General features: G+C 71.3%; 26 protein-coding genes. 8 read left to right on the top strand and 18 right to left on the bottom strand.

Annotation, left to right across the window (positions count from 1 at the left end; genetic code table 11):
• Positions 1 to 148: 148 nt before the first annotated feature.
• The 4 genes from U3649_RS04000 to glnA form a co-directional block, all read right to left on the bottom strand.
• Complete coding sequence (locus tag U3649_RS04000) at positions 149 to 1,564, bottom strand: ammonium transporter (protein ID WP_407353598.1); 1,416 nt, start codon at positions 1,562 to 1,564, stop codon at positions 149 to 151.
• A gap of 19 nt (positions 1,565 to 1,583) precedes the next feature.
• Positions 1,584 to 1,922, bottom strand: a complete 339-nt coding sequence (locus U3649_RS03995) for a P-II family nitrogen regulator (RefSeq protein ID WP_407353597.1) — start codon at positions 1,920 to 1,922, stop codon at positions 1,584 to 1,586.
• 40 nt (positions 1,923 to 1,962) lie between these two features.
• Positions 1,963 to 2,664, bottom strand: a complete 702-nt coding sequence (locus U3649_RS03990) for a TorF family putative porin (protein WP_407353596.1) — start codon at positions 2,662 to 2,664, stop codon at positions 1,963 to 1,965.
• Positions 2,665 to 3,125: 461 nt separating this feature from the next.
• On the bottom strand, positions 3,126 to 4,535 hold the full coding sequence (glnA, locus tag U3649_RS03985; RefSeq protein ID WP_407353595.1) for a type I glutamate--ammonia ligase: 1,410 nt from the start codon (positions 4,533 to 4,535) through the stop codon (positions 3,126 to 3,128).
• Positions 4,536 to 4,935: 400 nt separating this feature from the next.
• Between glnA and U3649_RS03980 the strand changes: the two genes are divergently transcribed.
• The 6 genes from U3649_RS03980 to U3649_RS03955 all read left to right on the top strand — a co-directional run bounded on the left by U3649_RS03980 (position 4,936) and on the right by U3649_RS03955 (position 9,846).
• The gene (locus tag U3649_RS03980) at positions 4,936 to 5,148 is read left to right on the top strand and encodes a hypothetical protein (protein WP_407353594.1); all 213 of its coding nucleotides are present in this window, start codon (positions 4,936 to 4,938) and stop codon (positions 5,146 to 5,148) included.
• Positions 5,149 to 5,506: 358 nt separating this feature from the next.
• Positions 5,507 to 6,703 carry an NAD(P)/FAD-dependent oxidoreductase gene (locus tag U3649_RS03975; RefSeq protein WP_407353593.1) on the top strand — a complete coding sequence of 399 codons (1,197 nt, stop codon included), beginning with the start codon at positions 5,507 to 5,509 and terminating at the stop codon, positions 6,701 to 6,703.
• Positions 6,704 to 6,875: 172 nt separating this feature from the next.
• Positions 6,876 to 7,298 carry a PadR family transcriptional regulator gene (locus U3649_RS03970; protein WP_407353592.1) on the top strand — a complete coding sequence of 141 codons (423 nt, stop codon included), beginning with the start codon at positions 6,876 to 6,878 and terminating at the stop codon, positions 7,296 to 7,298.
• Positions 7,299 to 7,479: 181 nt separating this feature from the next.
• A complete protein-coding gene (gene arsH / locus U3649_RS03965; RefSeq protein WP_407353591.1) occupies positions 7,480 to 8,247 on the top strand; it encodes an arsenical resistance protein ArsH in 768 nt (255 codons plus the stop codon).
• A gap of 157 nt (positions 8,248 to 8,404) precedes the next feature.
• On the top strand, positions 8,405 to 9,199 hold the full coding sequence (locus U3649_RS03960) for an undecaprenyl-diphosphate phosphatase (RefSeq protein ID WP_407353590.1): 795 nt from the start codon (positions 8,405 to 8,407) through the stop codon (positions 9,197 to 9,199).
• 290 nt (positions 9,200 to 9,489) lie between these two features.
• Positions 9,490 to 9,846 (top strand): DUF1428 domain-containing protein, encoded by a 357-nt coding sequence (locus tag U3649_RS03955; protein ID WP_407353589.1) that lies wholly within the window; start codon positions 9,490 to 9,492, stop codon positions 9,844 to 9,846.
• Positions 9,847 to 10,025: 179 nt separating this feature from the next.
• Here the strand turns inward: U3649_RS03955 and U3649_RS03950 are convergent, their stop codons facing one another.
• Both U3649_RS03950 and U3649_RS03945 read right to left on the bottom strand, forming a co-directional pair.
• The gene (locus U3649_RS03950; RefSeq protein WP_407353588.1) at positions 10,026 to 11,294 is read right to left on the bottom strand and encodes an RNA polymerase sigma factor; all 1,269 of its coding nucleotides are present in this window, start codon (positions 11,292 to 11,294) and stop codon (positions 10,026 to 10,028) included.
• Between the two features lie 106 nt (positions 11,295 to 11,400).
• Entirely contained in the window at positions 11,401 to 11,796 is a 396-nt protein-coding gene (locus U3649_RS03945) for a YciI family protein (RefSeq protein ID WP_407353587.1), read from the bottom strand.
• Between the two features lie 230 nt (positions 11,797 to 12,026).
• Between U3649_RS03945 and U3649_RS03940 the strand changes: the two genes are divergently transcribed.
• Positions 12,027 to 12,836 carry a DUF4377 domain-containing protein gene (locus tag U3649_RS03940; protein ID WP_407353586.1) on the top strand — a complete coding sequence of 270 codons (810 nt, stop codon included), beginning with the start codon at positions 12,027 to 12,029 and terminating at the stop codon, positions 12,834 to 12,836.
• A 54-nt stretch (positions 12,837 to 12,890) separates the two neighbouring features.
• On the opposite strand, the gene U3649_RS03935 is transcribed toward U3649_RS03940, so the two are convergent.
• From U3649_RS03935 to U3649_RS03880, 12 genes are all read right to left on the bottom strand, one after another.
• Positions 12,891 to 13,505: a YbhB/YbcL family Raf kinase inhibitor-like protein gene (locus U3649_RS03935; protein WP_407353585.1), complete on the bottom strand. Its 615-nt coding sequence runs from the start codon at positions 13,503 to 13,505 to the stop codon at positions 12,891 to 12,893.
• A gap of 89 nt (positions 13,506 to 13,594) precedes the next feature.
• Positions 13,595 to 15,658: a tetratricopeptide repeat protein gene (locus U3649_RS03930; RefSeq protein WP_407353584.1), complete on the bottom strand. Its 2,064-nt coding sequence runs from the start codon at positions 15,656 to 15,658 to the stop codon at positions 13,595 to 13,597.
• A gap of 270 nt (positions 15,659 to 15,928) precedes the next feature.
• Positions 15,929 to 16,915: a YheT family hydrolase gene (locus tag U3649_RS03925; RefSeq protein ID WP_407353583.1), complete on the bottom strand. Its 987-nt coding sequence runs from the start codon at positions 16,913 to 16,915 to the stop codon at positions 15,929 to 15,931.
• 232 nt (positions 16,916 to 17,147) lie between these two features.
• On the bottom strand, positions 17,148 to 17,969 hold the full coding sequence (locus tag U3649_RS03920; RefSeq protein WP_407353582.1) for a lysophospholipid acyltransferase family protein: 822 nt from the start codon (positions 17,967 to 17,969) through the stop codon (positions 17,148 to 17,150).
• 129 nt (positions 17,970 to 18,098) lie between these two features.
• Complete coding sequence (locus U3649_RS03915; protein ID WP_407354536.1) at positions 18,099 to 18,482, bottom strand: hotdog fold thioesterase; 384 nt, start codon at positions 18,480 to 18,482, stop codon at positions 18,099 to 18,101.
• Positions 18,483 to 18,688: 206 nt separating this feature from the next.
• On the bottom strand, positions 18,689 to 18,880 hold the full coding sequence (locus tag U3649_RS03910) for a hypothetical protein (protein WP_407353581.1): 192 nt from the start codon (positions 18,878 to 18,880) through the stop codon (positions 18,689 to 18,691).
• A gap of 41 nt (positions 18,881 to 18,921) precedes the next feature.
• Positions 18,922 to 19,116 carry a hypothetical protein gene (locus U3649_RS03905; protein ID WP_407353580.1) on the bottom strand — a complete coding sequence of 65 codons (195 nt, stop codon included), beginning with the start codon at positions 19,114 to 19,116 and terminating at the stop codon, positions 18,922 to 18,924.
• 31 nt (positions 19,117 to 19,147) lie between these two features.
• Positions 19,148 to 19,336 (bottom strand): hypothetical protein, encoded by a 189-nt coding sequence (locus tag U3649_RS03900; RefSeq protein WP_407353579.1) that lies wholly within the window; start codon positions 19,334 to 19,336, stop codon positions 19,148 to 19,150.
• Positions 19,337 to 19,595: 259 nt separating this feature from the next.
• Positions 19,596 to 21,566: a phospholipase D-like domain-containing protein gene (locus tag U3649_RS03895; protein WP_407353578.1), complete on the bottom strand. Its 1,971-nt coding sequence runs from the start codon at positions 21,564 to 21,566 to the stop codon at positions 19,596 to 19,598.
• Entirely contained in the window at positions 21,563 to 22,129 is a 567-nt protein-coding gene (locus U3649_RS03890) for a YceI family protein (protein ID WP_407353577.1), read from the bottom strand. Before U3649_RS03890 ends, U3649_RS03895 begins: the two co-directional genes overlap by 4 nt.
• On the bottom strand, positions 22,126 to 22,602 hold the full coding sequence (locus tag U3649_RS03885) for a SixA phosphatase family protein (RefSeq protein WP_407353576.1): 477 nt from the start codon (positions 22,600 to 22,602) through the stop codon (positions 22,126 to 22,128). The genes U3649_RS03890 and U3649_RS03885 overlap by 4 nt, the downstream gene beginning before the upstream one ends.
• 129 nt (positions 22,603 to 22,731) lie before the next feature.
• Complete coding sequence (locus U3649_RS03880; protein WP_407353575.1) at positions 22,732 to 23,364, bottom strand: AAA family ATPase; 633 nt, start codon at positions 23,362 to 23,364, stop codon at positions 22,732 to 22,734.
• 105 nt (positions 23,365 to 23,469) lie between these two features.
• Here U3649_RS03880 and U3649_RS03875 point away from each other — a divergent pair, with 105 nt between their 5' ends.
• Positions 23,470 to 24,957, top strand: coding sequence for an AAA family ATPase (locus U3649_RS03875; RefSeq protein WP_407353574.1), 1,488 nt, complete (start codon positions 23,470 to 23,472; stop codon positions 24,955 to 24,957).
• Positions 24,958 to 25,126 lie beyond the last annotated feature (169 nt).

The following is a 25,126-nucleotide window of genomic DNA, read 5'->3' as shown; positions in this document are numbered from 1 at the left end:
GCGCCATCGCCATTCCTGTGGGAGCGACGGAAGTCGCGACTGCGAAAGCGAAGAGCATGCAGGACCACGACTGCAGCGCGGCGCAAAAAGAAGCGGGCGGCGGATCGCTCCGCCGCCCGCGTCACCTCGTGGGGGAGGTGGATCCGGCTCAGGTCTCGTAGGCGGTCTCGCCGTGCTCGGCGATGTCCAGGCCGGCGCGTTCGTCCTCCTCTTCCACGCGCAGGCCGAACACCAGTTTGGCGATGAAGAACGACCCCGCCGCGACGATGCCGATCCAGGCCACCGTCAGCGCGACGCCCAGCGCCTGGATCGCCACTTGCGACCCCATCGAGAAGTCGGCGTCGCCGGTGCCGCCCAGCCCCGGCGCGTGGAACACGCCGGTGAGCAGGGCGCCGACGATGCCGCCGATCGCGTGCACGCCGAACACGTCGGCGGTGTCGTCGGCGCGGAGCATGCGCTTGAGGCCGTTGACGCCCCACACGCACAGCACGCCCGCCGCCACGCCGATCGCGATCGCGCCCAGCGGGCCGACCAGCCCGGCCGCCGGGGTGATGCCGACCAACCCGGCCACCGCGCCCGAGGCCACGCCGAGCGCCGACGACTTGCCCTTGACCAGCTTCTCGGTCGCCGCCCAGGCCAGCACCGCGGCCGCGGTGGCGAGCATGGTGTTGAGGAACGCCAGCGCCGCATCGGCGGTCGCCTCGAGGTTGGAGCCGGCGTTGAAGCCGAACCAGCCCACCCACAGCAGCGAGGCGCCGACGAAGGTCAGGGTGACGTTGTGCGGCTTGAGCGCCTCGCGCCCGAAGCCGACGCGCTTGCCGACGAAGTACGCGCCCACGAGGCCGGCCACGCCGGCATTGATGTGCACCACCGTGCCGCCGGCGAAATCCAGCGCCCCGAGCTCGAACAGGAACCCGCCGGTCGCCCACACCATGTGCGCGATCGGCAGGTAGCCGAGGGTGAACCACAGCGCCGAGAACAGCATCACCGCGGCGAAGCGCGCACGCTCGGCGAAGGCGCCCACGATCAGCGCGCCGGTGATGCCGGCGAAGGTCGCCTGGAACGCCACGAACACGTACTCGGGCAATGCGACGCCGTCGGTGAACGTGGCCGCCAGCGAGTCCACCGTCACCCCGGACAGGAACAGCTTGTCGAGGTTGCCGATCCAGGCGCCCTCGCCCGAGAACGCCAGGCTGTAGCCGTACGCCACCCACAGCAACAGCATCAGCGAGAACACGCTGATCACCTGGATCAGCACCGAGAGCACGTTCTTGGCGCGCACCATGCCGCCGTAGAACAGCGCCAGGCCCGGCACCACCATCAGCAGCACCAGGAAGGTCGAGGTCAGCATCCAGGCCACGTCGCCCTTGTCGACGGTCGGCTCGGCGGCCGCGTCGGCCGCATCGGCGGGCATTTCCTGCAGCGCCGCGGTTTCCATCGCCGGCGCCGCGGCCTCCTGTGCCAGCGCGCCGCCGGCAACGCCCGCCAGCAGCAGGCCGCAGGCGGCGGCCAGTGCCAGCAGGTCCGGTCGGGCCTTCCACCCGGAGAAGAATCGGATCGTCATGGTTGTCTCCTGCGTGGGGTCAGAGCGCATCGGCGCCGAGCTCGCCGGTCCGGATGCGGATCACCTGCTCGAGCGCGGTCACGAACACCTTGCCGTCGCCGACCTTGCCGGTCGCCGCGGCCTTGGTGATCGCCTCCATCGCGCCGTCGAAGGCGTCGTCGGACACGGCGCACTCGATCTTCAGCTTGGGCAGGAAGTCGACGACGTACTCGGCGCCGCGGTACAGCTCGGTGTGGCCCTTCTGCCGGCCGAAGCCCTTGACCTCGGTGACGGTGAGCCCGGACACGCCGGCCTCGCCGAGCGCCTCGCGCACCTCGTCGAGCTTGAACGGGCGGATGATGGCGGTGATCAGTTTCATGGTGCTCCTCCGGTGGAATGCGATGCCGTCGCCACGGCCGTCAGAACGACTTGGTGACGGCGAAGGTGAAGGTCTCGTCCGGGCCGATCAGGTCGTTGTCGTTGAGCGCGGCGGCGACCTCGAAGCCGTTGTCGAAGCCCTTGCTGACGCCGAGCTTCCAGAACGCGTAGTCGGCGCCGTCGTAGCCGCTCACCCACTGCTTGCCGACCGCTGCGTTGAGGGTCCAGCTGGGCACGAACTCCCAGTCGGCGGTCACGTCGAGGTTGCCGCTGCCGTCGGAGTCGGGCAGGCCGAACAGGTCGCTGACCGCGTAGGAGTACTTGGTGCCGAAGATGCCGTAGCTCAGGCCGAGATAGAGCTCGGTGGTGTCGGGATCGGTGAAGCCGGGCGGGTAGTCGCCGGGATACCAGTAGTAGATCGCGCCGACGTCGTAGCCGAGGCCGCTGTCGCCGAACTCGCCGCCGTAGCCGAGGTAGAGGTCGATCTCCACCTGGCTGGAGACGTCGGGATCGGCATCGGAAACCCAGCTGATGCTGCTGCCCCAGGCACCGGCGTAGAAGCCGCTGTCGTGGGTGTAGTCGACGCCGCCCTGCAGCGCCGGCTCCTCGTTGCTCTGGGTGAGGCCGCGGAACAGGTAGTCGCTGGTCAGCGTGAGAGACCCGGAGACCTCCGCGTGCGCGTGGCCGGCGGCCAGCAGGCCGAGCGCGAACAACGTTGCAACCCCTCGTGTGCGGTACGTCATGACTAGGCTCCTCGATGGATGGAACCCTCCCCGGTCAATCCGTGTTGCCAATCGCCCTTGCCCGCGCGGGCCGTGTTGCCCGTCCCCGCGTTCCGGCCGGAGGCTCTGCGTCCCCGTGCCGACGGTGCCTCACCCTCTCCTTCGTTCTGTTGTTCGGATGGAGAATTCTCCTGATGGGTATTCACGCGTTCACGGAATCCCTTCCTCTCTCCGCTTACGGGAGGGGGTGCCCTTGGCGAAGCATCGAAAGCGCCCTCATCGCCCCCGGCCAAAGCGTTCGGAAGCAGGCGCTTGGGGCGCCTTCTCCCGCGGGCGGGAGAAGGGATCCGTCGACACTTGCGCCAAAGGCGCTCCAGCGCGGCCCTGCGGTCCTAAGGCGCGCACCAGTCGCGGGGTCCTGCCACACCTCGTCCGTAAGGCATGTCGACGGCCCCGGCGCATGCGCCCGGGCCGCCTCCCCGTCAAACGGTGTAGTACAGCTGATATTCCAGGGGATGGGTGGCCGCGCGGAACTTGGTCACCTCCTGCATCTTCAGCGCGATGTAGCCGTCGATGAAGTCGTCGGAGAACACCCCGCCGGCGGTCAGGAACTCGCGATCGGCATCCAGCGCCTCGAGCGCCTGGTCCAGCGAATGGCAGACCTTGGGGATGTTCTTCTCCTCTTCCGGCGGCAGGTCGTAGAGATCCTTGTCGCTCGGGCCGCCCGGGTCGATCTGGTTCTTGATGCCGTCCAGCCCGGCCATCATCAGCGCGGCGAAGATGAGATAGCCCGACTGCATGGGATCGGGGAAGCGCACCTCGATGCGGCGCGCCTTGGGATTGCTCACGAACGGGATCCGGCAGCTCGCCGAGCGGTTGCGCGCCGAGTAGGCCAGCATCACCGGCGCCTCGAAACCCGGTACCAGGCGCTTGTAGCTGTTGGTGGTGGAATTGGAGAACGCGTTGATCGCGCGCGCGTGCTTGAAGATGCCGCCGATGTACCACAGCGCCATCTGGCTCAGTCCGCCGTAGCCGTCGCCGGTGAACAGGTTGGTGCCGCCCTTGGCCAGCGACTGGTGCACGTGCATGCCGCTGCCGTTGTCGCCGACCAGCGGCTTGGGCATGAAGGTGGCGCTCTTGCCGTTGCGGAAGGCGACGTTCTTGATGATGTACTTCATCGTCAGCAGTTCGTCGGCCTTCTTGACCAGCGAGTTGAACTTGGTGCCGATCTCGCACTGGCCGGCGTTGGCCACCTCGTGATGGTGCACCTCGACCTCGATGCCCACCTGTTCCAGGGTCTTGCACATCTCGGCGCGCAGGTCGTGCAGCGAGTCGACCGGCGGGGTCGGGAAGTAGCCGCCCTTGATCGTCGGCCGGTAGCCGGTGTTGCCGCCCTCGTACTCCTTGGCCGAATTCCAGTGCGCCTCCTCCGAGTCGACGTGGAAGAAGGTATGGCCCATCTCGACGCCGAAGCGCACCGAGTCGAACACGAAGAACTCCGGCTCCGGGCCGAAGAACGCCTGGTCGGCGATGCCCGAGGACTTGAGGTAGGCCTCGGCGCGCTTGGCCACGCCGCGCGGATCGCGCGAGTACGACTGCATCGTCGACGGATCGAGCACGTCGCAGACCAGCACCAGGGTCGGATCGGCCGAGAACGGGTCGACATAGGCGCTGGACGCGTCGGGCAGCAGCACCATGTCCGATTCGTTGATGCCCTTCCAGCCGGGGATCGACGAGCCGTCGAACATCTTGCCGTCCTCGAACAGGCCGGGCTCGAAGATCGACTGCGGATAGGTGACGTGGTGCTGCACGCCACGGATGTCGGTGAAGCGCAGGTCGATGAACTCGACCTTGTGGTCCTTGATCAGCTTTTCGACGTTGTCGATGGACATCGCGGGTTTGAACCTCGGATTGGTGATGGATGGCCATGAAGGAAGCAAAGCGCGTGCCAAGCGCGTTCTGCGTGCAACCCGTTGATCGAAGGCGTTTTTTGCCCGGAACCCCGCGATGCCGACGCACTGCAATCGTGCACCGGCGAAGATAGCGCACCATGTTGGTGCGATCGCCAATGCGCGGCTTGTCCGCCCGGACGAGAGCCGGGCGCCGTCCGCCCGCCCTTTCGGGTCGGAATTTTCCTACGCGCCAGAGCGCCTTCCCCCGACTGCCCGCGAGGCGCCCGGTCCGCCAAGCTGCCCGAGTCAGCACCGCCATCCACCGACGCGCGTGCTGCACGGGACGCAAGGTTCCGGCCCGGCGGAACCACCGCCGTCCGGACGATCACAGGGGAGCAGGATGGAACGCGCACTGGTGGAAGTGGCTCCGGACGACGATGGCTGGACCATCCGCATCGCCGGCTACGAGATCGCCCGCGAACTCGACATGATCACCGCGATCCAGGAAGCCTCGCGCTTCGCCCGCCAACGGCACGTCGCCACGGGCCGGCCGACCGGCGTGCGGGTGAAGTCGACCGCGGGCGACGAGATGGTGGTGGGCGCCTGCGGCTGAGGCGCGACCGGAGTCCATCTACCGAAAGCCGTCCGCCACGGATCAACGCGGATGGACGCCGATGGGCGATCGGGCCCGTCGGCGCGGCCGCGTGCACGGCGGCGGTGGACGGCTGAGGCGCAACGCGGCTTCCTGTATCCGCGCCGGCAGCGCCATCCACTTTCATCCGGCGCCGATCCGCGGCTGAACGGGTTTTTCGAGATGCGCTCTAGAATGGCAGGCCGTTCCCGTCCGGCTCGCCCATGTCGCCGTCGCCAGCACCGGGTTTTGCGTATCGCGGACGAGTGACGTGGCCGGTCGCTGCGTCGGACGGGCTTCGGCGGCTTGCGCGACGGCACGGGCCGGCGGCCTGGAAGCCATGACCGACGCAGGCGCGCAGGAAGCCGACGTCGTGGTGATCGGCGGCGGCGCCGCCGGGCTGATGTGCGCACACGTGGCCGGCGCGCGCGGGCTGCGGGTGCGGGTGCTCGAGCGCGCCAACCGGGTCGGCAAGAAGATCCTGATGTCCGGCGGCGGGCGCTGCAACTTCACCAATACCGGCACGACGCCGGCGAACTTCCTCTCCGCCAATCCGCATTTCTGCAAGTCGGCGCTGGCACGCTACACCCCTTGGCAGTTCCTGGAGCTGGTGGAGCGCCACGGCATCGCCTGGCACGAGAAGGAACCCGGCCAGCTGTTCTGCGACGAGTCGTCGAAACTGATCGTGCGCATGCTGCTGGACGAGTGCGCACGGGCCGGCGTGCGGATCGACACGCGGTGCGAGATCGGCGCCGTCGACATCGGCGACGACGGCCGCTTCCGCGTGGCGGCCGGGCCCGGCCGCATCGTCGCGCCGAAGCTGGTGATGGCCAGCGGCGGACTGTCGATCCCGAGCATGGGCGCCAGCGGCTTCGGCTACGAGCTCGCGCGCCGGTTCGGCCACGCGCTGCGGCCGACCCGCGCCGGGCTGGTGCCGCTGACCCTCAGCGGCAAGCACCGGGAGCGCCTGGCCGACCTGAGCGGCGTATCGCTGCCGGTCGCCGCCGGTTGCAACGGGCAGGTCTTCCGCGGCGCCATGCTGGTCACCCATCGCGGCATCAGCGGGCCGGCGATCCTGCAGATCTCCTCCTATTGGCAGCCTGGCGACGCGCTGCAGCTGGACCTGTTGCCGGACACCGACGTGCCGGCGCTGCTCGCGCGCTGGCAGGCCGGGCGCCCGGCGGCCGAACTGAAGACCCTGCTCGCGGAGCTACTGCCGCGGCGCTTCGCCCAGCGCCTGTGCGAGGTGTGGCTGCCGAGCCGGCCGATGAGGCAGTACACGCCGGCGCAACTGCACCGGATCGCCGCGCTGCTGCAGGCCTGGCCGCTGGTGGCCAGCGGGACCGAGGGCTACCGCACCGCCGAGGTCACCCTGGGCGGCGTGGCCACCGACGCGGTGTCCTCGTCCACGTTCGAGTCGCGGCGGGTGCCGGGGCTGCACTTCGTCGGCGAGGTGCTCGACATCACCGGCTGGCTCGGCGGCTACAACTTCCAGTGGGCCTGGGCGTCGGGGCACGCCGCCGGCATGGCGGTGTGAGCGGCGGCACGGCTCTCCCGGCCGCAAACGCTCCGGCGTGGTGTGCGGCGGCGCGCCCGGACGCGGTGGTCCGATGCCGTGAGCGCGCCGGCATCGACGCCTGGCGAGGTCCGGCGACGAAGCGGGCCCGAGCCCGCTTGATGCCTCGATCATCGAGGTGTATAACGCCGCCATGACCGTCGCCGCCAAATCCCTGCGCAGGGCGTCGCGCGCCACGCCCGACTACACCGACCGCGGGTATTGGCAGGGCACGATCAAGATGTCGCTGTCGAAGTTCTTCGTGCTGCGCGTATTGCACCAGCGTCCGATGCACGGCTACGAGGTCGTGCAGGCGGTGGCGAAGACCACGCGCGGCTGCTGCAGTCCCACCGAAGGCACGATCTATCCGATGCTCAACGACTTCGAGGCCGGCGGCCTGCTCACCGCGCACCTGGAGACGGTGCAGGGCCGCGAGCGCAAGGTCTACGCGCTGACCGAGCGAGGCCACGAAGCATTCCGCACCGCGGTGGCCGCATGGCTGGAAGCGACCGACTGCATCCTCGCCAGCCGCGCGGCCGCCGCGCCGCGCCGGAGCGGACGCGATGGAGGCCACTGAAGATCTTTTTTTTTCGCGCATACCCATCGATCATCGAGGCGTTGATGCTCGATGGTCAGACGATCCGCTGCAGCCGCCGATATCGACGGCCCCGCGCACCTCGCACGCGCTGCCGCCCGCACGCGTGGCGGGCCGGATCGCGCCTTTCCGCTCCTGTTCCCACACCCGAGGCAACGCCCGCATGAGACTGCGCTCCCTTCCCGATCCCGACCATCTGCCCGCGTTGCAGCCACGCCATGCCCCGCGGCGACCGGCCGACGGCCTGGCCGCCGGCGCGCAGGCGCCGCCGAAGATCCTCCTGCTCTACGGTTCGTTGCGCGAGCGCTCGTATTCGCGCCTGGCGATCGAGGAGGCCGCGCGGCTGGTGCGCTGGTTCGGCGGCGAGCCGCGGATCTTCGACCCCTCCGACCTGCCGCTGCCGGGACAGGTGCCCGGCGACGACCACCCGGCGGTGCACGAACTGCGGCAGCTGTCGCTGTGGTCGGAGGGGCAGGTCTGGTGCAGTCCGGAGCGCCACGGCCAGATCAGCGGCGTGATGAAGGCACAGATCGACCATCTGCCGTTGAGCCTGGGCGGGATCCGCCCCACCCAGGGACGCACGCTGGCGGTGATGCAGGTCTCGGGCGGCTCGCAGTCGTTCAACTCGGTCAACACGCTGCGCCTGCTCGGGCGCTGGATGCGCATGTTCACCATTCCCAACCAGTCCAGCGTCGCCCAGGCCTTCCGCCAGTTCGACGAGGCCGGGCGCATGCTGCCCTCCGGCTACTACGAGCGCATCGTCGACGTGGTCGAGGAGCTGATCCGGTTCACCGTGCTGCTGCGGCCGCATGCGGCGCAATTGGTGGACCGATATTCCGAGCGCCGGCAGGCGGCGGACACGGCGGTCGCCGCGGCCAACGACCTGTCGTCGATCGCGATCGCGCCGCAGGCGAAGCCCGCCGGGGGATGACCCGGCCGGTCTGGACGATCCACGCCGCCCGGCACGGCCGCGAGCTGCGCTGGCGGACGCAAGCAGCGCGCGCGGCGCCGGCGCGCATGGGACGCGCATGGGATGGGTACAGACTGCTTCGCGTATTCTTGCGCCTCGCTCCGCAACGCCCACGCCCGTGTCCGACCTGCTCGCCGCCCTGCTGCTGGGCATCATCGAAGGTGTCACCGAGTTCCTGCCGATCTCCAGCACCGGGCATCTGCTGATCGTGCAGCACTGGCTGGGCGCGCGCTCGGACTTCTTCAACATCGTGATCCAGGCCGGCGCGATCCTGGCGATCACGCTGGTGTTCCGGCAGCGGCTGTGGACGCTGGCGACCGGGCTGCGCCAGCGCGAGAACCGCGTCTACGTGCTGAAGCTCGCTGCCGCCTTCGCCGTGACCGCGATCGTCGGCCTGCCGGTGCGGATGGCCGGCTGGGAACTGCCGGAAACGGTGACGCCGGTGGCCTGGGCGCTGATCCTCGGCGGCATCTGGATGATCGTGGCCGAGCGGCTGGCCGAGCGCCGCGGCGACAGCATCGACGTGACCTGGACGGTGGTGGTGCTGGTCGGCCTGGCGCAGGTGGTGGCGGGCGTGTTCCCGGGCACCTCGCGTTCGGCGGCGGCGATCTTCATGGCGATGCTGGCGGGGCTGAGCCGGCGCTCAGCGGCGACCGAGTTCGTGTTCCTGGTCGGCATCCCCACCATGTTCGCGGCCAGCGCCTACGCCTTCCTCGAGCTGTGGCTGGGGCAGGGCCTCGGCAGCGAGGCCTGGAGCGAGGTGGCGCTGGCGTTCACGGCGGCCACCGCCACCGGATTCGTGGTGGTGAAGTGGCTGCTGGGTTACATCAAGTCGCATCGCTACACCGGCTTCGCGATCTACCGCATGGCGCTGGGCGGGTTGCTGCTGCTGTTGATGCCGGCGGGAAGCTGACCGGCCGCACCGGGTTTCGCCGTCCGGCATCGGGCGGAGCCTGCGGCCCGCCCCGGCTGCGGCCTCGGCCCGCCGCCAAGGCTCGCTTCACGCAGCGAGTGCGGTGGCCCGGTTCCGTGCCCGCACCGAATCGGCATCATCGCCACGGCTGTCGAAATCGCGCCGCCCGGATCGTCGCCCCGGTGAAGGCAGGCGAATCTCCCGTCCGGATCCCCCGACGCGACCGCCTCCGGCCGTACCCGATCGCCCTACGCGGGCGTTGTGCATCCCCCGAGAACAGGAGCTTTCCCATGAGTTACGTCGATGGTTTTCTGCTGGCGGTTCCCAGGGCCAAGCTGTCCGCCTACCGCGCGCTGGCGCGCAAGGCCGGCAAGATCTGGATGGAGTATGGCGCGCTGCAGTACGTGGAGTGCGTGGAGGACGACGTGCAGCCGGGCAAGTCCACCTCCTTCCCCAGGGCGGTGAAGCTGAAGGAGGACGAGGTGGTGGTGTTCTCCTACATCGTCTACAAGTCGCGCGCGCAGCGCGACCGCATCAACAAGAAGGTGATGGCCGACCCGCGCCTGGCCGGCATGGACCCGAAGACGATGCCGTTCGACGGCAAGCGCATGATCTGGGGCGGGTTCAAGGGCATCGTCGAGATGTGATCCCGGGCCGGCAGGCCCGCGACGCCATCGGCGGCGCTCCCACCCGCGCGCGCCCGTAGAGCGGAGCTTGCTCCGCTGCTCCCGTCACCGAAGCCCGCGCACCCACCCGCGTAGCCGAGGAAGCTCGGCTCTACGATGAGGATTGCGATACGGGCCGCGGCGGCCATTGGCCGCCGAACTCAGCCGCCGCGTGCGGCGCTTCGCGCGGCGCGCTCCAGCAGCAGCCGGCGCTCCGGTCCGTTGCCGGCGAGAGCGGCGGCGCGCTCGAATTCGCCTTTCGCCTCGGCATGTCGGTCGAGCTTCGCCAACAGGTCGCCGCGCACGGCGGGCAGCAGGTGGTAGTTCGCCAGCGCCGCGACCTCGCGCAGCTGGTCGGCCAGGTCCAGGCCGGCCTGCGGCCCGTAGGCCATCGCCAGCGCGACCGCGCGGTTGAGCTCGATCACCGGCGAGGGCACCAGGTCCGACAGGGTGTCGTACAGGGCGACGATGCGCGGCCAGTCGGTGGCCTCGGCGCTCGGCGCGCGCGCGTGGCAGGCGGCGATCGCGGCCTGCAGCGCATACGGACCGCGCACGTCGCCCAGACGTTCGGCGCGCGCCAGCGCCTCCAGCCCGCGGCCGAGCAGCAGCCGGTCCCACTTGCCGCGGTCCTGGTCGGGCAGCAGGATCGGGGCGCCGTCGGCGCCGGTGCGCGCGCCCAGCCGCGAGGCCTGCAGCTCCATCAGCGCCACCAGGCCGTGCACCTCGGGCTCGCGCGGCATCAGCTCGGCCAGCACCCGCCCCAGCCGCAGCGCGTCCTGGCACAGCCCCGGGCGCACCCAGTCCTCGCCGCTGCTGGCGCTGTAGCCCTCGTTGAAGATCAGGTAGATCACGCCGAGCACCGACGCCAGGCGCTCGGCGAGTTCGTCGCGCGGCGGCAGCTCGAACGGCACCTGCGCCGCGCCCAGGCTGCGCTTGGCGCGCACGATGCGCTGGGCGACGGTCGGTTCCGGCAACAGGAAGGCGCGCGCGATCTCCGGCGTGGTCAACCCGCCGAGCAGGCGCAGGGTCAGCGCCACCTGCGCCTCGGTCGACAGCACCGGGTGGCAGGCGATGAAGATCAGCCGCAGCAGATCGTCGCCGACGGCATGGTCGAGCGCGGTTTCCTGCCTGGCGTCGATGTCCTCGCGCTCGGATTCGAGTTCGTAGGCGAGCTGCTCGTGCTTGCGGTCCAGCAGCTTGTGCCGGCGCAGGCGGTCGATCGCGCGGTGCTTGGCGGTGGCCATCAGCCAGGCACCGGGGTTATCCGGGACACCCGAATCGGGCCAGCGCTCCAGCGCGACCACCAGCGCGTCCTGGGCCAGCTCCTCGGCCAGGTCGATATCGCGCACCATACGCATCAGCCCCGCGATCAACCTGGGCGACTCGATCCGCCAGACGGCGTCGATGGTCTTGTGGACATCCGGGCTCATGGCATGCGATCACAGCATCATCTCCCGGGCCGGGCAAGGGCCTTTCGTCCCGCGCCCGGCGGCGCCGAGCGCGGACCGCCGCACCGTCCCGAACGGCGGGAACCGCTCACGCCGCCCGGCCGTCGCGCTCGTGCGCGGGCGCGGCGCCGAATTCCCCGGCCTCGAACACCGGCCGGATCTCGATCTCGGTGTCCCCGCGAAGCGGACCGGGGCAGCGCTTGACCCACTCGATCGCCTCTTCCAGCGATTTGACCTGGAGCAGCCAGAAGCCGGCCAACAGCGTCTCGGAGCCTGCGAACGGTCCCTCGATCACGGTCCGCGTTCCGCCGGAAAACCGCACCCGCACGCCCTGCGCGCTCGGGTGGAGGCCCTCGGCGTCGAGCAGCACGCCGGCCTTGGCCAGCATCTCGTTGTAGCGGCGCATCTCGGCCAGCAGCCGGGCGTCCGGCATCGCGCCGGCTTCGCTGTCCCGGGTCGCCTTCACCATCACCATGCAGCGCATGTCGTTCCTCCCGCGGTCGCTCGCGGACCCGCGGGCCGGCATCGCCGGCGCCGCTTGCCGCTCATCCGGACGACGAACGACGCGCGCGGGGATCGACAGCACGACCGCGACGGCGCGAGCGTGATCCGCGCCACATGCACGAAATCGAACGCGACAGGCGGCGCGCCAACCCCATTGGCGGAACCGCGGCGTTAACCTAGGTCCGATCCGCTTCCTTCCGGGAGACCGCCATGATCCGTCGCCTGTCCCTGCTGCTGCCGTTCGCCCTCGCCGCCTGTGCGCCCGCCGAGCCACCTGCCGCACCTGCACCCACGCCCGCCGCGGCGGCGGCCGGCGACGACCGGCTCGGCGGCTACCACTGGCATCTGCGCGATGCCATCGCCGCCGACGGCAGCCGCATCGATGCCCTGTTCGCCAGCACCGAACGCCCGCTGCAGCTGGATTTCGCCGAGGGCCGGTTGGGCGTGTCGGGCGGCTGTAACCGCATCGGCGGCAGCTATACCCGCCAGGGCGATACCTTGCGCGTCGGCGAACTGGCGCAGACGCTGATGGCCTGCGCCGACCGCGCGTTGATGGCGCAGGACGCCGCCGCCAACGCGCGCCTGCAGGGCGAACTGCAGCTGCGGCTCGACGACGGTGATCCGCCGACGCTCGTCCTCACCACCGCCGGCGGCGACCGGCTGCGCTTCGAGGGCGCCGCCACCGCCGACACCCGCTACGGCGGCCCGGGCGAAACCGTGTTCCTCGAGGTCGCCGCGCAGCGCATCGCCTGCAATCATCCGCTGATCCCGGACATGCGGTGCCTGCGGGTGCGCGAGGTGCACTACGACGCGCAGGGCCTGAAGGCCGGCACGCCGGGCGAATGGCAGCCGCTGTACGAGGAGATCGAGGGCTATGCGCACGAGCCGGGCGTGCGCAACGTGCTGCGGGTCAAGCGCTACCCGGTCGAGAACCCACCGGCCGACGCGTCGTCGATCGCCTACGTGCTCGACATGACGGTGGAATCGCACCAGGAAGCCGCTTCCGACCCGGTGAAATGACGGCCGCCGCCAAGGCCCATCGCCCACCGCAGCGGAAGCGACCGCCTGGCCCGGCTACCCCTTCGCGCCGGGGTTGAGGGCGTAGGTCCCGTACACGGCGGCCTCGGCCAGCACGTGGCCGTGCATGGCGGCGAACACGTCGCCGGCGGTGAACGTCTCCGGCAGTTCGAGACGCTCGAGGTCGAGCGCGAACAGGCGGAAGAAATAGCGGTGCGTGCGCAGGTCGTTGGCGGGCGGATACGGGCCGTCGTAGCCGAAGTACTCCCCGCCCATGGCGTCGTCGTCGGCGAAGAACTTCGTGTAGTCGTTCAATCCCTGGCGCGCGCCCGCGGGGCCGGGCGGGTTGCGCTTGCCGCCCTTGGCGGGGCCGTCGCTGCAGCTGCCCGCGGCGATCTCGCGCACGTCGGCGGGTATGTCGGCCACCACCCAGTGGCTGAACTCGGTACGCGGCTGCTCGGCGGGAATCTCCACCCCGTCCTTGTTCACCATCTCGCGCACCGAGGGCACGTCGGGATCGATGCACAGCAGCGCGAACGCGCGCGCGCCTTCCGGCACCTCGTCCCAGGCCAGGTGCGGATTGCGGTTGCCGCCGAAGCCGTCCGGCGTGCCCAGCGCGAACTCGGGCGGGATCGGCTGGCGGGACTCGAAGCTGTCGCTGCGGATGCGCATCGTGGTCTCCTGTGGTCTGCCTGTCGAACGATCTCTGAAAGGTAGAGGGGCGCTTGCTCCGCCGCGGAAGCCTGGCGGACGCGCGCCGCTCAGGTTTCCGGGTAACCCAACCGTACCGCCACCGGCGTGAGCGCCGCGAAAGCCTCCGCGAGCACATCGCCGTAGGCGCGCCAGTGGCCGGCCGCGAAGCGCCGGCCATCGAACAGCCCGGCCGGCGGCGCCGGCAGGCCCAGTTCCAGCGCCTCGCCGAGCGCGGCGGCCACGGCCGGCGGGTCGTTGACGCTCTCGTCCAGCCGCAGCAGCCGGTGCGGGTGCAGGTCGCGCTCGTGCAGCACCGCGACCTGCTCCAGTCCGCGCGCGAGCCACGCGGCCGCCTCCGGCGGCGCGCCCATCCGCAGCGACACCGCTGCGCCGAACGCGAGCCAGTTGATCAGCATGTCGCGCGGATCGCGCAGGGCGATCAGCACGCGCGCCTGCGGCACGTGTGCGCCGACCACGTCGAGCAGCGCGTTGTCCCACCACAGCAGCCAGTCGATCACCGCGCCGTCGGCGATGCCGCGCGCTGGCAACTGCGCGCGCCAGGCTTCGGCGAGCGCGGCCGGATCGGCTTCGCCGCGCGCCAGCGCGGGAATGGTGTGGATGTTCTGCAGCGGATCCTGCGGCGGCTGCGGGCCGAAACGGTCGCCGCGGAACGCCGGCACGATGCCGCCGAGCAGCTGCGCCGTGCGCTCGACGCCCGAGCCGGGCAGCCCGGCCAGGAACACCACCGGCGGCGAGGAGTCCGGCACCGGCGCGGCCGCCTGTCGCGGCGCCTGCGGATCGCTCCATTCGGGCAGCGGGATCATGCGCTCGCCGGCCTCGGCGTGCAGCTCCGTCCAGATGCGGACCGCCTCGCCGTGGTGGCCGGCGCCGTCGTTGGCGATCGCCAGCCAGCCGCGGACCATCCGTTGCATGCGCACGTCGGTCGGCAGCCGCTGCAGTTCCTCGGCGCGGCGGACCGCGGCCTGCGGATCGCGGCGCGCCAGCAGGTCCAGCAGCTTCGCCTCGGCCCGCACGTGCCCCGGTTGCAGGGCGACGATCCGCCGTGCGGTCTCTTCCGCGGCCTGCGCATCCTCGTCCAGCAGCGCCAGCTTCGCTTCCAGCGCCGGCACCGCCTCGGGCGTGGCCGCCAGCCAGCGCGCGACCAGCTCGCGCCCGCGTTCGGGCGATCCGCGTTCGAGCGCGAGGCGCGCCTGCCACAGGCCGGCCACCTGCGGCGAGGTCGCCAGCGCGGCATCGAGCGTGTTGCGGGCGTCGTCGACGTCGCCCAGCTGCTGCCAGGCGGCCATGATCAGGGCCAGGGCGCGGCCGTCCGCCGGGTTCGCCGCCAGCGCCCGCCGCAGCCACGGCAGGGCCTGCCGCGGCCGCCGCCGCGCCAGCTCGAGTTGCCCGGCGAAGGCGAGGTCGGCGGGCGTGGCCTGCGACTCGAGCAGCGGCTGCAGTTCCGCCAGCGCCTCCTCGTGCCGCCCCTGGCGGTGCACGATCTCCGCGATCAGGCGCTGCTGCGCGGGGCCGCCGATCCGCTGCCCGCGCAGCCGCCGGAAGGTCTGCTCGGCGAACGCGAGGTGTCCCTTCGCCAGGTAGGCGAAGCCGAGCGCGTTGAGCAGTTGCGGATCGTCCGGCGCCCGCGCCCGCGCGGACGACAGCACCGACAGCGCGCGGTCGGCATCGCCGCGGCGCAGCGCGACCATGCCGGTCACCGAGGCCAGCGCCGGATGATCGGGCGCGATCCGCTCGGCGATCCGCACCAGCCGCTCGGCCTCGTCGGCGTCGCCGAGGCCGATCGCCAGTTCCGCCTGCACCACGTAGGCGCCGAACTGGTTCGGATCGAGTTCGATCGCGCGTGCGAGGTCCTGCTGCGCGCGATCGATCTCGCGCCCGCCGAGCAGGAAGCCGGCACGCTGGAAGTGCAGTGCGGCATCCTCGGGCGCCAGCGCGATCGCGCGATCGATGGTGGCCATCGCCGCGGCGGCATCGCCGGCCGCGCGCTGCGCCAGCGCCAGCAGGTGGTGGGCACGGGCGTCGTTGCCGTCCGCTTCGACCGCGGCCGCCGCCGCGGCGCGCGCCTCGTCGTGGGCGCCGCGGCGCAGGGCGTCGAGAATCTGTTCGTGCATCGGTGCGGGTGTCCGTCGGCGGCCGGCCATTGTAGCGGCTGCCCGCAAGCGCCCCGGCGCCAGGCCGAGTCGACATTCGCTTCTCCCGGTCACCCCTGTGGGAGGGGCTTCAGCCCCGACCTGCCGAAGACCGCGGCAAGAACCGGGAGCGCGCGGGGTGGATCGGGAAGCAGCGTGCGAGGCTCGTTCGCGCCCATTGGTTGACCGGGGCCGGAGCTGAAGCCTCTCCTACGAGGACAACACGGCATCGGAAGCGAGTGTCGGCTCGGCCTACGTTCCGGCCGCCAGCCGTTCGGCCACCCAGCGCTCGGCGTAGCCGTCCAGGCGCGCGTTCTCGAGGAAGCCGCAGTGGCCGCCCCAGGGCGCGATCTCCACCGTCGCCGTGTCCGGCAGCTGCAGCGCGCGGAAACCATCGGCCGGAATCACCGGATCGTCGGCGCTGGTGAGGATGTCGGCCGGCACCTGCAGCGCCGCCAGGCGCTGCCCGGCGATCGAGTAGCCGTCGAAGTAGTTGTCGAGCGAGCCGAAATCGGTATGCCGCAGCACCAGCCACTCGGTCAGCGCGCGCATGCCGAGCTTGAGCGTGGCGTCGTCGAAATCGTGCAGCTGCGGGAACAGCGCGCGCTTGCGCAGCAGCGAGCCGCGCCACTTGCGCTCGAAATAGCGCAGGTACAGCGGCAGGCCGCGTTCCATCTGCACCAGGGTCAGCGCCGGGTCGAGCACCGGGCAGACCGCGGCCACGCGCGCCAGCGGCAGGCCGGCGGCGGGCGCGCGCAGCGCCAGTCGCAGGGCGAAGTTGCCGCCGAGCGAATAGCCGGCGGCGACCAGCGGCCGAGCCGGAAAGCGCCGCGCGACCTCGACGGCGGCCCGCACCACCTCGTCGATGCGGTTGGAATGGAACAGGTCGGGGTTGAGGTGGTGGGTCTGGCCGTGGTCGCGGAAGTTCAGCCGGAACACCTCGAAGCCGCGGCGCAGCAGCTGCGCCGCCGTCAGCCGCATGTAGCTCGAATCGCTGCTGCCTTCCCAGCCGTGCAGCAGCAGCGCGAGCCCGCGCGGCGCGGTGCCCGGGACCGCGCTGTGCAGGCCGTGCAGGCGCACGCCGTCACCGGCGTCGAGCAGGTGCTCGAACGTTTCCGCCCCGGTCGCCGCCAGCGCCTGCGCACCGCGCCGGCGGCGCCACGGGCTGGAACCGAGCGCCGACTGCATGTGCGCGTTGCGCAGCCAGCGTGGCGGCAGGTAGGGAATGGACTCGGGCATGGAGGGGGTGAGGTTCGGTCGGGTTCAAGGCTCGCTCAGCGGGTCCGCGAAGGACGCGAAAGACGCAAAGAAAGCGCGGGCGGATTCATGGCACCCCGAAGCACCTGCCGTTCCCGCGAAGGCGGCGATCCATGGGCCTTGCCTTTGGCCGGCTCAACGTCCATGGGTTGCCGCCTCGCGGGACGATGCTGGGCTTGCTTCGGCATGGCTTCGCTCGGAGCGCGTGATGCGCTTACGGCCGGTTCGTCTGCATGGCGGCGACGATGCGCTCGCGCGCGACCTCGGCGATGCGCCGGCGGCCGATCGCGGCGCCCGGCGCGATCGGCTCCAGGAACGCGACCTCGGCGCTCCGCACCGGTTCGCCGAGCAGGCGCAGGAAATTGCCGACGAAGCTCTCGCGTGCGCGGAACGCCACCACCGTCTGCGCCGACGCGTGCTCGCCGTAGCGCAACGCCACCGGCTGCACCGCCACCCCGGCCTCGACCGCGGCCAGGAAGATCCGCGCATGGAACGGCCCGACCTCGCGGCCGTCGCGGGTGCGGCCCTCGGGAAACACCCCGACCGAGCGCCCGCCGCGCAGCCGCGCCAGCATTTCGTGCAGCACGCCGCCCAGCGACTCCTGGCTGCCGCGCTGGTGGTAGATGGTCTCGCCGCGGCTGGCCAGCCAGCCGACCAGCGGCCAGCGGCTGATCTCCTTCTTGGCCACGAAACCCATCATGCGCTGGCTGTGCAGGGCCACGATGTCGATCCAGCTGACGTGGTTGGCCACGAACAGCGCCGCCCCCGCGACGGGCGTGCCGCGACGGCGCAGGCGGAAGCCGAACACGCGCATCAGGCCCGCGGACCAGGCGCGGATCAGGCGGTGATCGAGGCGCTCGCCATTGGCCAGCGGCAACGCCGCGGTCAGCGGCGTGATCGCCAGCAGCACCAGCGGCAGGTGGACCAGCAGGTGCCAGAGCAGCATCGGCACGCGATAGCCGTAGCGCAACGCGCGCAAGGCGTTGCTGCCTGCGACGGACGCGGTCGCGCTCGATGGGGATGACGGCGGGTTCATGCGTGCGGAAAGGACCTGTCTCCGCCGCGGCCGTATGCCGCGAGCAGACCCGGGATTATGGGGCAGATGCCCGCCGGCGGTCGCCAGGACCGCGAAGCAGCGGGAATGCCGCGCCGAAGGACGACGGCGTCAGCGCGGCGGCCGCGCGATCACCGCCAGCGTCAGGCGCGAGATGCAGACCAGGCGCCCGGCGTCGTCCTCGATGCGGATCTCCCAGACCTGGGTGCTGCGGCCGACGTGCAGCGCGCGCGCGGTGCCGGTGACGCGGCCGCTGCGCACGCCGCGCAGGTGGTTGCCGTTGATCTCGATGCCGACGCAGCCCTCGTCATCGCCGACCGAGAGCATGCCGGCGGTACTGCCGAGGGTCTCGGCCAGCAACAACGAGGCGCCGCCGTGCAGCAGGCCGTAGGGCTGGTGGGTGCGGGCGTCGACCGGCATGGTCGCGCGCAGGTAGTCGGGGCCCAGTTCGGTGAAGACGATGCCCAGCGGCTCCATCGCGGTGTTGCGCGACATCGCGTTCAGCGCGTCCAGCGTCTCGGTCCGGCGGAAAGGCGGGCGGGGCCCGGCGGGGCCGGTGTCGGAGCGGTCGCTGTCGTCCATGTCGGACACGATAGCCGAGCCTCGCCCGGCCTCGCCAGCGCCGCGGCAACGGCGGCCCGCCGGGCGGCGGCTGCCAGGCGCGATCGGCAAGCGATCGCGGCGGCCGCCTGCAGCGGCGCTCAGGCGCAGCGGAAGCGCGGAACGGCCTGGTTGCCGACGTAGCGGCGCTCGCTCGCGTAGCCGCTGCTGCTGCCGTAGCCGACGCCGAAATCGCGGGCGCGATGCTCGTGCCGGGCGGCGCTCGCCACCACCGGACGAGGGGGAACGGACGAAGCGGTCTGCGGAACGGTCTGGACGGGCGTGGTGTTCATGGCGGGGGCTCGGGGGAGGTGCGTCGTCCGTGAGGCCGGAACTACGAAATCCGGAAGCGCGGCGCGAACGTCGTGCCGGCGTAGCTGCGGGCGCGGACGTAGCCGCTGCTGTTGCCGTAGCCGACACCGAAGTCGCGGGTGCGCGGGGTGCGGGCAGTCGCCGCGCGGACGGAAGCGATCACGACGGCGGGCAGCGGGCGCTGGCTGGAGGGGAGCGAAAGGGCGAAGACGTTCATGGCGGTTTCCTGTGGGTGGGCGGTGGCGGGACTACGCGAAGCGGAAGCGCGGGGCGATCGAGGCGCTGGCGTAGCGGCGGTTGCTGACGTAGCCGCTGCTGTTGCCGTAGCCGACGCCGAAGTCGCGAACGCGGTGGTCGCGGCGGGCGGGCGAGGCCTTGGCCGGGGCGGCGGAACGGGCGCTGTCGCGGCGGTCGGCGGACGGGGATTGGACGTTCATGGGGAGCTCCTTTGGAGTCATAGTGATGCGGTGTATTGGTAGACTACAACACATAGACAACGAGACATGTGCCGGAAGTCACCCCACGGACGGCATGGACGTAAGCCTTTGATCGTTCTTGCGGCGGCCCGCGGAGTCGCAGGCCTGAGTGAGACGAGAAACGCGTGGAGGGGGACGAGAAACGGGTGAATGCCCGGAGCCCTGCGCCCTAGCGGGCGAAGGCGGCGCCCCTCGTCGTTCCGCGTTTCTCGTTCCTGCTCTACAGGATCGGCGCCAGCCCGGCCCCGAAGGCGGTGAAGATCCGCGTCAACACGCTCTTGAAGCCGAGGCTGACCTCGGGAAAATCCCCCACCGGCACATGGCAGGCCCGGAAGCCCGGGTCGTCCGGCGGCAAGGGCAGTGGGCACTCGGGGCCGGGGACGAACTCGTAGCTGGTGGCATAACGGGTCGGCCACAGGTCGAACAGCGGCAGGTGTTCGGAGACCTTGGCCAGCGAGTAGTCCAGCCCCGAGAACACCGGCGGCTTGTCGCGGCGCGCGATCACCCAGGAGTTGGCCGGCGCGATGTCGCGGCGGATGCTCGCGGCCAGCGCGCGCGCGAACGCCGGATCCTCGATCACCAGCGCGCTCTCGGTGTTGAGGTTGTCGCCGCGCGGATCGAAGTTGTGGGTGCCGACCACGCCGATGCGTTCGTCGATCACCAGCGACTTCGAATGCAGGCCGATGCGCACCCCGGCCCGCTGCAGCGGCACCGGGCGGTTGACGCCGACGCCGGCGTAGCGCAGCGCCGCGTATTCGCGGCTGAGCGGCAACCGTTGCGAGGGCCGCGATTCCCGGCGCGCTCCCGATCCGCTCGGCTGCAGTTCCACGTCGTCCGGCGTCGACGCATGGTCGTCGTCGCGGGCCTCGATGTCGACGCTGCCGTCCGGATTCCAGCGGATGCCGACCGCGCCGGTGGCGTCGAGGTCGATCGGCGCGTCTTTCGGGAACGGCTTGTACTCGTAGATGTTGAAGCCGAAGTCGCGCAGGTAGCGGCGCTTGTACTTGTACGACAGCGCGTAGGTGATGAAGGAATCGGTGGCCGCGAGACTGTTCGTCGACACCACCACGCGCGGGCCGCCGGGGCGCTCGTGCAGCGATTCGAACAGGGCCTGCGCCGGACGCGACAGCACCAGGTAGGGCGTCTGCAGCAGCACCTCGCGCTCGGCCGACTCGATCAGCGCACGCATCTCCACGGTCGAGGGCGCGACGCCCTCGTAGCTGCGGCGATGCTTGTCCGGGGGGTCGGCGATGAACGCGACCTCGTCCACCGGGATCGCCGCCGCCGCCAGCCGCTCGTTGATCAGCAGCGGATCGTCGGCATTGCGCGAGATCGCCGCCACGCGCTCGGGCGCAACGTACGGCGCGTGCGGCATCGGCGGCGCGCCGTCGCGCAGCAGCCGCCAGGCGACGTCCTTCAGCTGCGCCACCGGCACGCTGCGGCGCGCGTGCCAGAACGCCTCGAAGTTCGCCTTCATCTCGCCCGCGACGGGGCCGGCGACCAGGACGTCGCGGTCGCGGAAGTTGTAGGCGCCGTCCCAGTCGTAGTACCGGTCCTGGTAGTTGCGCCCGCCGGTGATGCCGACCATGTCGTCGACCAGCAGGATCTTGTTGTGCATGCGCCGGTTGAGCTGGCGCCAGCAGCAGGCGGCGGCGAGCAGGTATTGCGGGTAGCTGATCCGCGCCCGTCCCAGCAACGGGTTGTAGACCCGCAGTTCGAAGTTCGCGTGCACCGACGCCAGCGCCGCCAGGGTGTCGACGTGCTTGAGCGCGGACAGCTGGTCCACCAGCACCCGCACCTGCACCCCGCGGCGCGCGGCGGCCAGCAGTTCGTCCAGGATCAAATGACCGGCGTCGTCCTCGTCGAAGATGTAGGTCTGCAGGTCGATGCTGCGCTGGGCGCTGCGGATCAGGTCGAGCCGCGACAGCAGCGCGTCCTGGCCGTAGTCGAGCAGCAGCGCGTAGTGCCGCGGCGCGCCCGGGGCGCTCTGCGCGAAGGCGCGCGCGCCCAGCGCCCGCAGCGGCGAGGGCCGCGCGCAGGCCGTCTCCGGCCGGTCGCAGTCGATCGCGGTCGAGCGCGCCTGCGCCGCGATGTGCATGGCCTGGTCGCGCTCGAGCGGCGACAGGCTCATGCAGCCGCTGCCGGCCAGTGCCAGCAGCAGCGCCGCGCATGTCCGCAGCACCGCGCTCATGGGATCGGCGCCGCGCGCAGCACGAGGTCGAACTGGACCCGCTCGGCCAGCGCGAAGGCCCAGCGGTCCATCGCGTAGTCGGCACGGCGCACGCTGCCGGCCACCTCCACCGGGCAGTCGATCAGCGGGCGCTCGCAGGCGGCGGGCGCGATCGCGAACAATTCGCGCCGCTGCACGCCGCGGATGTCGAGCACCCCGGCCAGCTCCCCGCCCGTGCGCACCAGCGCCGGCGCGAACGCCTCGGAGACGAACGTCACCTGCGGATGCCGCTCCGCGTCGAAGAAGCCCTCGCCGCGCGTCAGCCGCGTGTAGCGCGGATGGCCGACGATCTCGATCTCGCGCGCCGACAGGCGCAGGTGCACCTGCTTGCGGCCGTCGGCGAGCAGCCGGACCTCGCCGTCGAACTCCGGGAAGCGCCCTTCCAGCGACTGGCCCCAGCGGGTGCGCAGGGTGAACCCGACCCGGGAGACGCCGTCGTCGATGATGACGTCGTCGCCATTGCCCGCCGACGGCGAGGCGGGCAGGAGCAACAGAGTGATCAGCAGCGCAACATGGCGCTTCACGGCCACCAGAATGCGGAGAGCGTGGCGGCACCGGGCTCGATCGCCGTCTCGGTCGCGAACTCCAGCACCGCGATCCCGCCGGGCGGAATGCCGCGGTAGTCCCCGGACTGGCCGCTGTGCATCAGCGCCGCCAGCCGCTCCAGCCCCGGGTTGTGGCCGACCAGCAGCAGGCGGTCGACGTCGCGGTGGGCGTCGACCAGCGCCGCCAGGGTGCCGGGCGTGGCGTCGTAGATCGCCAGCTCCAGGCGCTGGTCGACATAGCCCAGCGTCGCCAGCGCGGTCTCCAGGGTCTCGCGCGTGCGCCGCGCCGGCGAGCACAGCACGCAGTCCGGGATCAATTGGCGCTGTTGCAGCCAGCGCGCGGCCGCCTCGGCCTCGGCATGGCCGTCGGCGGACAGCGGCCGGTCGAGGTCGGACTGGCCGGGCGCCGCGGGCTCGGCGTGGGCGTGACGCAGCAGGATCAGTTCGCGCATGGGTCGGAGCCGGGAGCGGGGAATGGAGAATAGGGAATCGGGTGAGATCCTGGTACTGCCGCCGCCCGGATCAGGCCGGCGACGGACGTGCGCTGTCAACCATTCTCCATTCCCGACTCCCGTTCCCGGCTACCTGCGCAGCCAACGCAGCAACGGCTGCCAGTCGGCCTGGTGCTCGCGGGCATGCAGCGACTGGTAGTCGAACAGGCTCCGGCCCAGCCCGGTCAGCATCACGTAGGCCTGGCTGTCGCGCAGCTGCGCCACCACCGGGTACGGCCACTGCTGGATCAGTTCCATCGCCTGCCGCGAGGCGTTGGTCCAGGGCCGCAGGCGATTGCCGACCAGTCCGACCTTGAGCTCGCCGCGGCGCACCCGCGGATGCTTGACCAGGGTGTTGAGGAACGGGACGGTGGCGTCGATGTCCAGCGACGACGGCAGCACCGGCACCACCACCGCGTCGGCGTGCTCGAGCCAGGCGTCCAGATCCTCGCGCATGGCGCCGGCGGGCGCGTCCACGATCACCCGGTCGGTGCCCTCGGGGATCGAATTCCACACCGTCTTCTGGCGGCGGCTGCCCTCGATCGGCAGCACCGCGCTTTCGAGCCCGGCGCGGCGCTCGGCCCAGCGGGTCGACGAGTGCTGTGGATCGGCGTCGACGAGCACTGTGCTGTGGCCGGACAACGCCGACTGCGCGGCGAGATGGGTGGCGATCGTGGTCTTGCCCACGCCGCCCTTGGAACTGGCCACCAGAACAGTCTTCATCCGCACCCTCCGGTCAGTCAGGTTCCCGCGAGAGTACACCGGCCCGGGCCGCGTCGCGACCCGGCCTCTGCTATCGTCACGCGCCGCCTCCCACCCACGCGCCGCATGAGCGAACTGCAGGACCTGGCCGCGCTGATCCGCGCCGACACGCCGCTGATCGTGGTCGAGACCCCGGACGAGCCGCGCGCGGTGGACCTGTTCCGGCAGACCCTCACCCACGTCTGGCGGGCCATGTACCGCTGGACGATCACCGAGGGCCTGCGGCGGATCGACCTCGACCGCGAGGACCCGGCCGAGGACGCGGCCGACATCGGCACCACCCTGCGCGCGATCCGCGGCGCCGACCAGCGCGGCGTCTACCTGCTGCTCGATTTCCACCCCTACCTCGAATACGCCGGCAGCCAGCGCCAGCTGCGCGACCTGCTGCAGCGCCGCGACTGCCTGCCGCACGTGATCGTGCTGGTCGGGCACAAGGTCGAGCTGCCGGCCGAACTCGACGCGCTGGCGGTGCGCTACACGCCGCGCCTGCCCGACGCGGCGGCGCTGCAGAAGCTGGTGCGCGAGCAGGCCGACGCCTACGCCGCCGAGCACGGCGGCAAGCGGGTCGAGTCCGACGCCGACGCCGTGCGGCAGATCGTGCGCAACCTGCAGGGGCTGAGCCTGACCGACGCGCGCCGCATCGCCCGCCAGCTGATCTACCGCGACGGCGTGCTCGGCCCCGACGACCTGCCGGAGCTGGCCAAGCTCAAGTTCGAGCTGCTCAACCGCAGCGGCCACCTGCACTACGAATACGACACCGCGCGCTTCGCCGACGTCGCCGGCGCGCGGCGGCTGAAGCGCTGGATCGAGCAGCGCCGGCGGGTGTTCGTCGAGGGCGACGCCCCGCCCGGCCTGGACCCGCCCAAGGGCGTGCTGCTGCTGGGCGTGCAGGGCTGCGGCAAGTCGCTGCTGGCCAAGGCGGTGGCCGGCGGCTTCGGCGTGCCGCTGGTGCGGCTGGACTTCGGCACGCTGTACGCCAAGTACCACGGCGAGACCGAATCCAACCTGCGTGCGGCGCTGGCCTCGACCGAACAGCTGGCGCCGTGCGTGCTGTGGATCGACGAGATCGAGAAGGGCCTGGCCGCCGGCGGGCCCGACGGCGACGGCGGCGTGTCGCGGCGCGTGCTCGGCTACCTGCTGACCTGGATGGCCGAGCGCAGGTCGAACGTGTTCCTGGTCGCGACCGCCAACCAGGTGCAGGAGCTGCCGGCCGAACTGCTGCGCAAGGGCCGCTTCGACGAGATCTTCTTCGTCGACCTGCCCGACGCCGGCATCCGCCGCGAGGTGTTCTCTCTGCACCTGGCCGGCCGCGGACTCGACCCGGCCGCGTTCGATCTCGACGCGTTGGCCCAAGCCGCGGAGGGCTTTTCCGGCGCCGAGATCGAACAGGCGATCGTCTCGGCGCTGTACGCCGCGCATGCCGCGGGCACGCCGCTCGACGACTTCCTGCTGCGCGCCGAACTCAGGCAGACCCGCCCGCTGTCGGTCCTCATGCGCGAACAGGTCGCCGCGCTGCGCGCCTGGGCCGCCGAACGCACCGTCCCGGCGGACTGAGCCGGTTCGCTCCCGTCGTCGGCGGGAGCAGGGCCACGCAACGGCTTGCCGCGGACATCGCTGTGTCCTGATTCAGGACCGCGGTCTCTGATCCGCGTTCGTCCGCGTCGATCCGTGGCCAACTGCTTCACGGTGAACCGCCCCCCTTGCGTGAACCAACCGAGCCCGG

This window comes from Luteimonas sp. R10 (genome assembly GCF_045689605.1).
Taxonomy (GTDB): domain Bacteria; phylum Pseudomonadota; class Gammaproteobacteria; order Xanthomonadales; family Xanthomonadaceae; genus Luteimonas.
This window is presented reverse-complemented; position numbering and strand designations above follow the sequence as displayed.

Coding starts and splice junctions, on each gene's coding strand:
- U3649_RS03895 (WP_407353578.1), bottom strand. CDS start 21,566: ATGAGCGCGGTGCTGCGGACATGCGCGGCGCTGCTGCTGGCACTGGCC.
- U3649_RS03975 (WP_407353593.1), top strand. CDS start 5,507: ATGACCGACGCAGGCGCGCAGGAAGCCGACGTCGTGGTGATCGGCGGC.
- U3649_RS03970 (WP_407353592.1), top strand. CDS start 6,876: ATGACCGTCGCCGCCAAATCCCTGCGCAGGGCGTCGCGCGCCACGCCC.
- U3649_RS03910 (WP_407353581.1), bottom strand. CDS start 18,880: ATGAACACCACGCCCGTCCAGACCGTTCCGCAGACCGCTTCGTCCGTT.
- U3649_RS03900 (WP_407353579.1), bottom strand. CDS start 19,336: ATGAACGTCCAATCCCCGTCCGCCGACCGCCGCGACAGCGCCCGTTCC.
- U3649_RS03930 (WP_407353584.1), bottom strand. CDS start 15,658: ATGCACGAACAGATTCTCGACGCCCTGCGCCGCGGCGCCCACGACGAG.
- U3649_RS03995 (WP_407353597.1), bottom strand. CDS start 1,922: ATGAAACTGATCACCGCCATCATCCGCCCGTTCAAGCTCGACGAGGTG.
- U3649_RS03920 (WP_407353582.1), bottom strand. CDS start 17,969: ATGAACCCGCCGTCATCCCCATCGAGCGCGACCGCGTCCGTCGCAGGC.
- U3649_RS03925 (WP_407353583.1), bottom strand. CDS start 16,915: ATGCCCGAGTCCATTCCCTACCTGCCGCCACGCTGGCTGCGCAACGCG.
- U3649_RS03935 (WP_407353585.1), bottom strand. CDS start 13,505: ATGCGCATCCGCAGCGACAGCTTCGAGTCCCGCCAGCCGATCCCGCCC.
- U3649_RS03875 (WP_407353574.1), top strand. CDS start 23,470: ATGAGCGAACTGCAGGACCTGGCCGCGCTGATCCGCGCCGACACGCCG.
- U3649_RS03915 (WP_407354536.1), bottom strand. CDS start 18,482: ATGTCGCGCAACACCGCGATGGAGCCGCTGGGCATCGTCTTCACCGAA.
- arsH (WP_407353591.1), top strand. CDS start 7,480: ATGAGACTGCGCTCCCTTCCCGATCCCGACCATCTGCCCGCGTTGCAG.
- U3649_RS03950 (WP_407353588.1), bottom strand. CDS start 11,294: ATGAGCCCGGATGTCCACAAGACCATCGACGCCGTCTGGCGGATCGAG.
- U3649_RS03990 (WP_407353596.1), bottom strand. CDS start 2,664: ATGACGTACCGCACACGAGGGGTTGCAACGTTGTTCGCGCTCGGCCTG.
- U3649_RS03980 (WP_407353594.1), top strand. CDS start 4,936: ATGGAACGCGCACTGGTGGAAGTGGCTCCGGACGACGATGGCTGGACC.
- U3649_RS03945 (WP_407353587.1), bottom strand. CDS start 11,796: ATGCGCTGCATGGTGATGGTGAAGGCGACCCGGGACAGCGAAGCCGGC.
- glnA (WP_407353595.1), bottom strand. CDS start 4,535: ATGTCCATCGACAACGTCGAAAAGCTGATCAAGGACCACAAGGTCGAG.
- U3649_RS03905 (WP_407353580.1), bottom strand. CDS start 19,116: ATGAACGTCTTCGCCCTTTCGCTCCCCTCCAGCCAGCGCCCGCTGCCC.
- U3649_RS04000 (WP_407353598.1), bottom strand. CDS start 1,564: ATGACGATCCGATTCTTCTCCGGGTGGAAGGCCCGACCGGACCTGCTG.
- U3649_RS03940 (WP_407353586.1), top strand. CDS start 12,027: ATGATCCGTCGCCTGTCCCTGCTGCTGCCGTTCGCCCTCGCCGCCTGT.
- U3649_RS03885 (WP_407353576.1), bottom strand. CDS start 22,602: ATGCGCGAACTGATCCTGCTGCGTCACGCCCACGCCGAGCCCGCGGCG.
- U3649_RS03955 (WP_407353589.1), top strand. CDS start 9,490: ATGAGTTACGTCGATGGTTTTCTGCTGGCGGTTCCCAGGGCCAAGCTG.
- U3649_RS03880 (WP_407353575.1), bottom strand. CDS start 23,364: ATGAAGACTGTTCTGGTGGCCAGTTCCAAGGGCGGCGTGGGCAAGACC.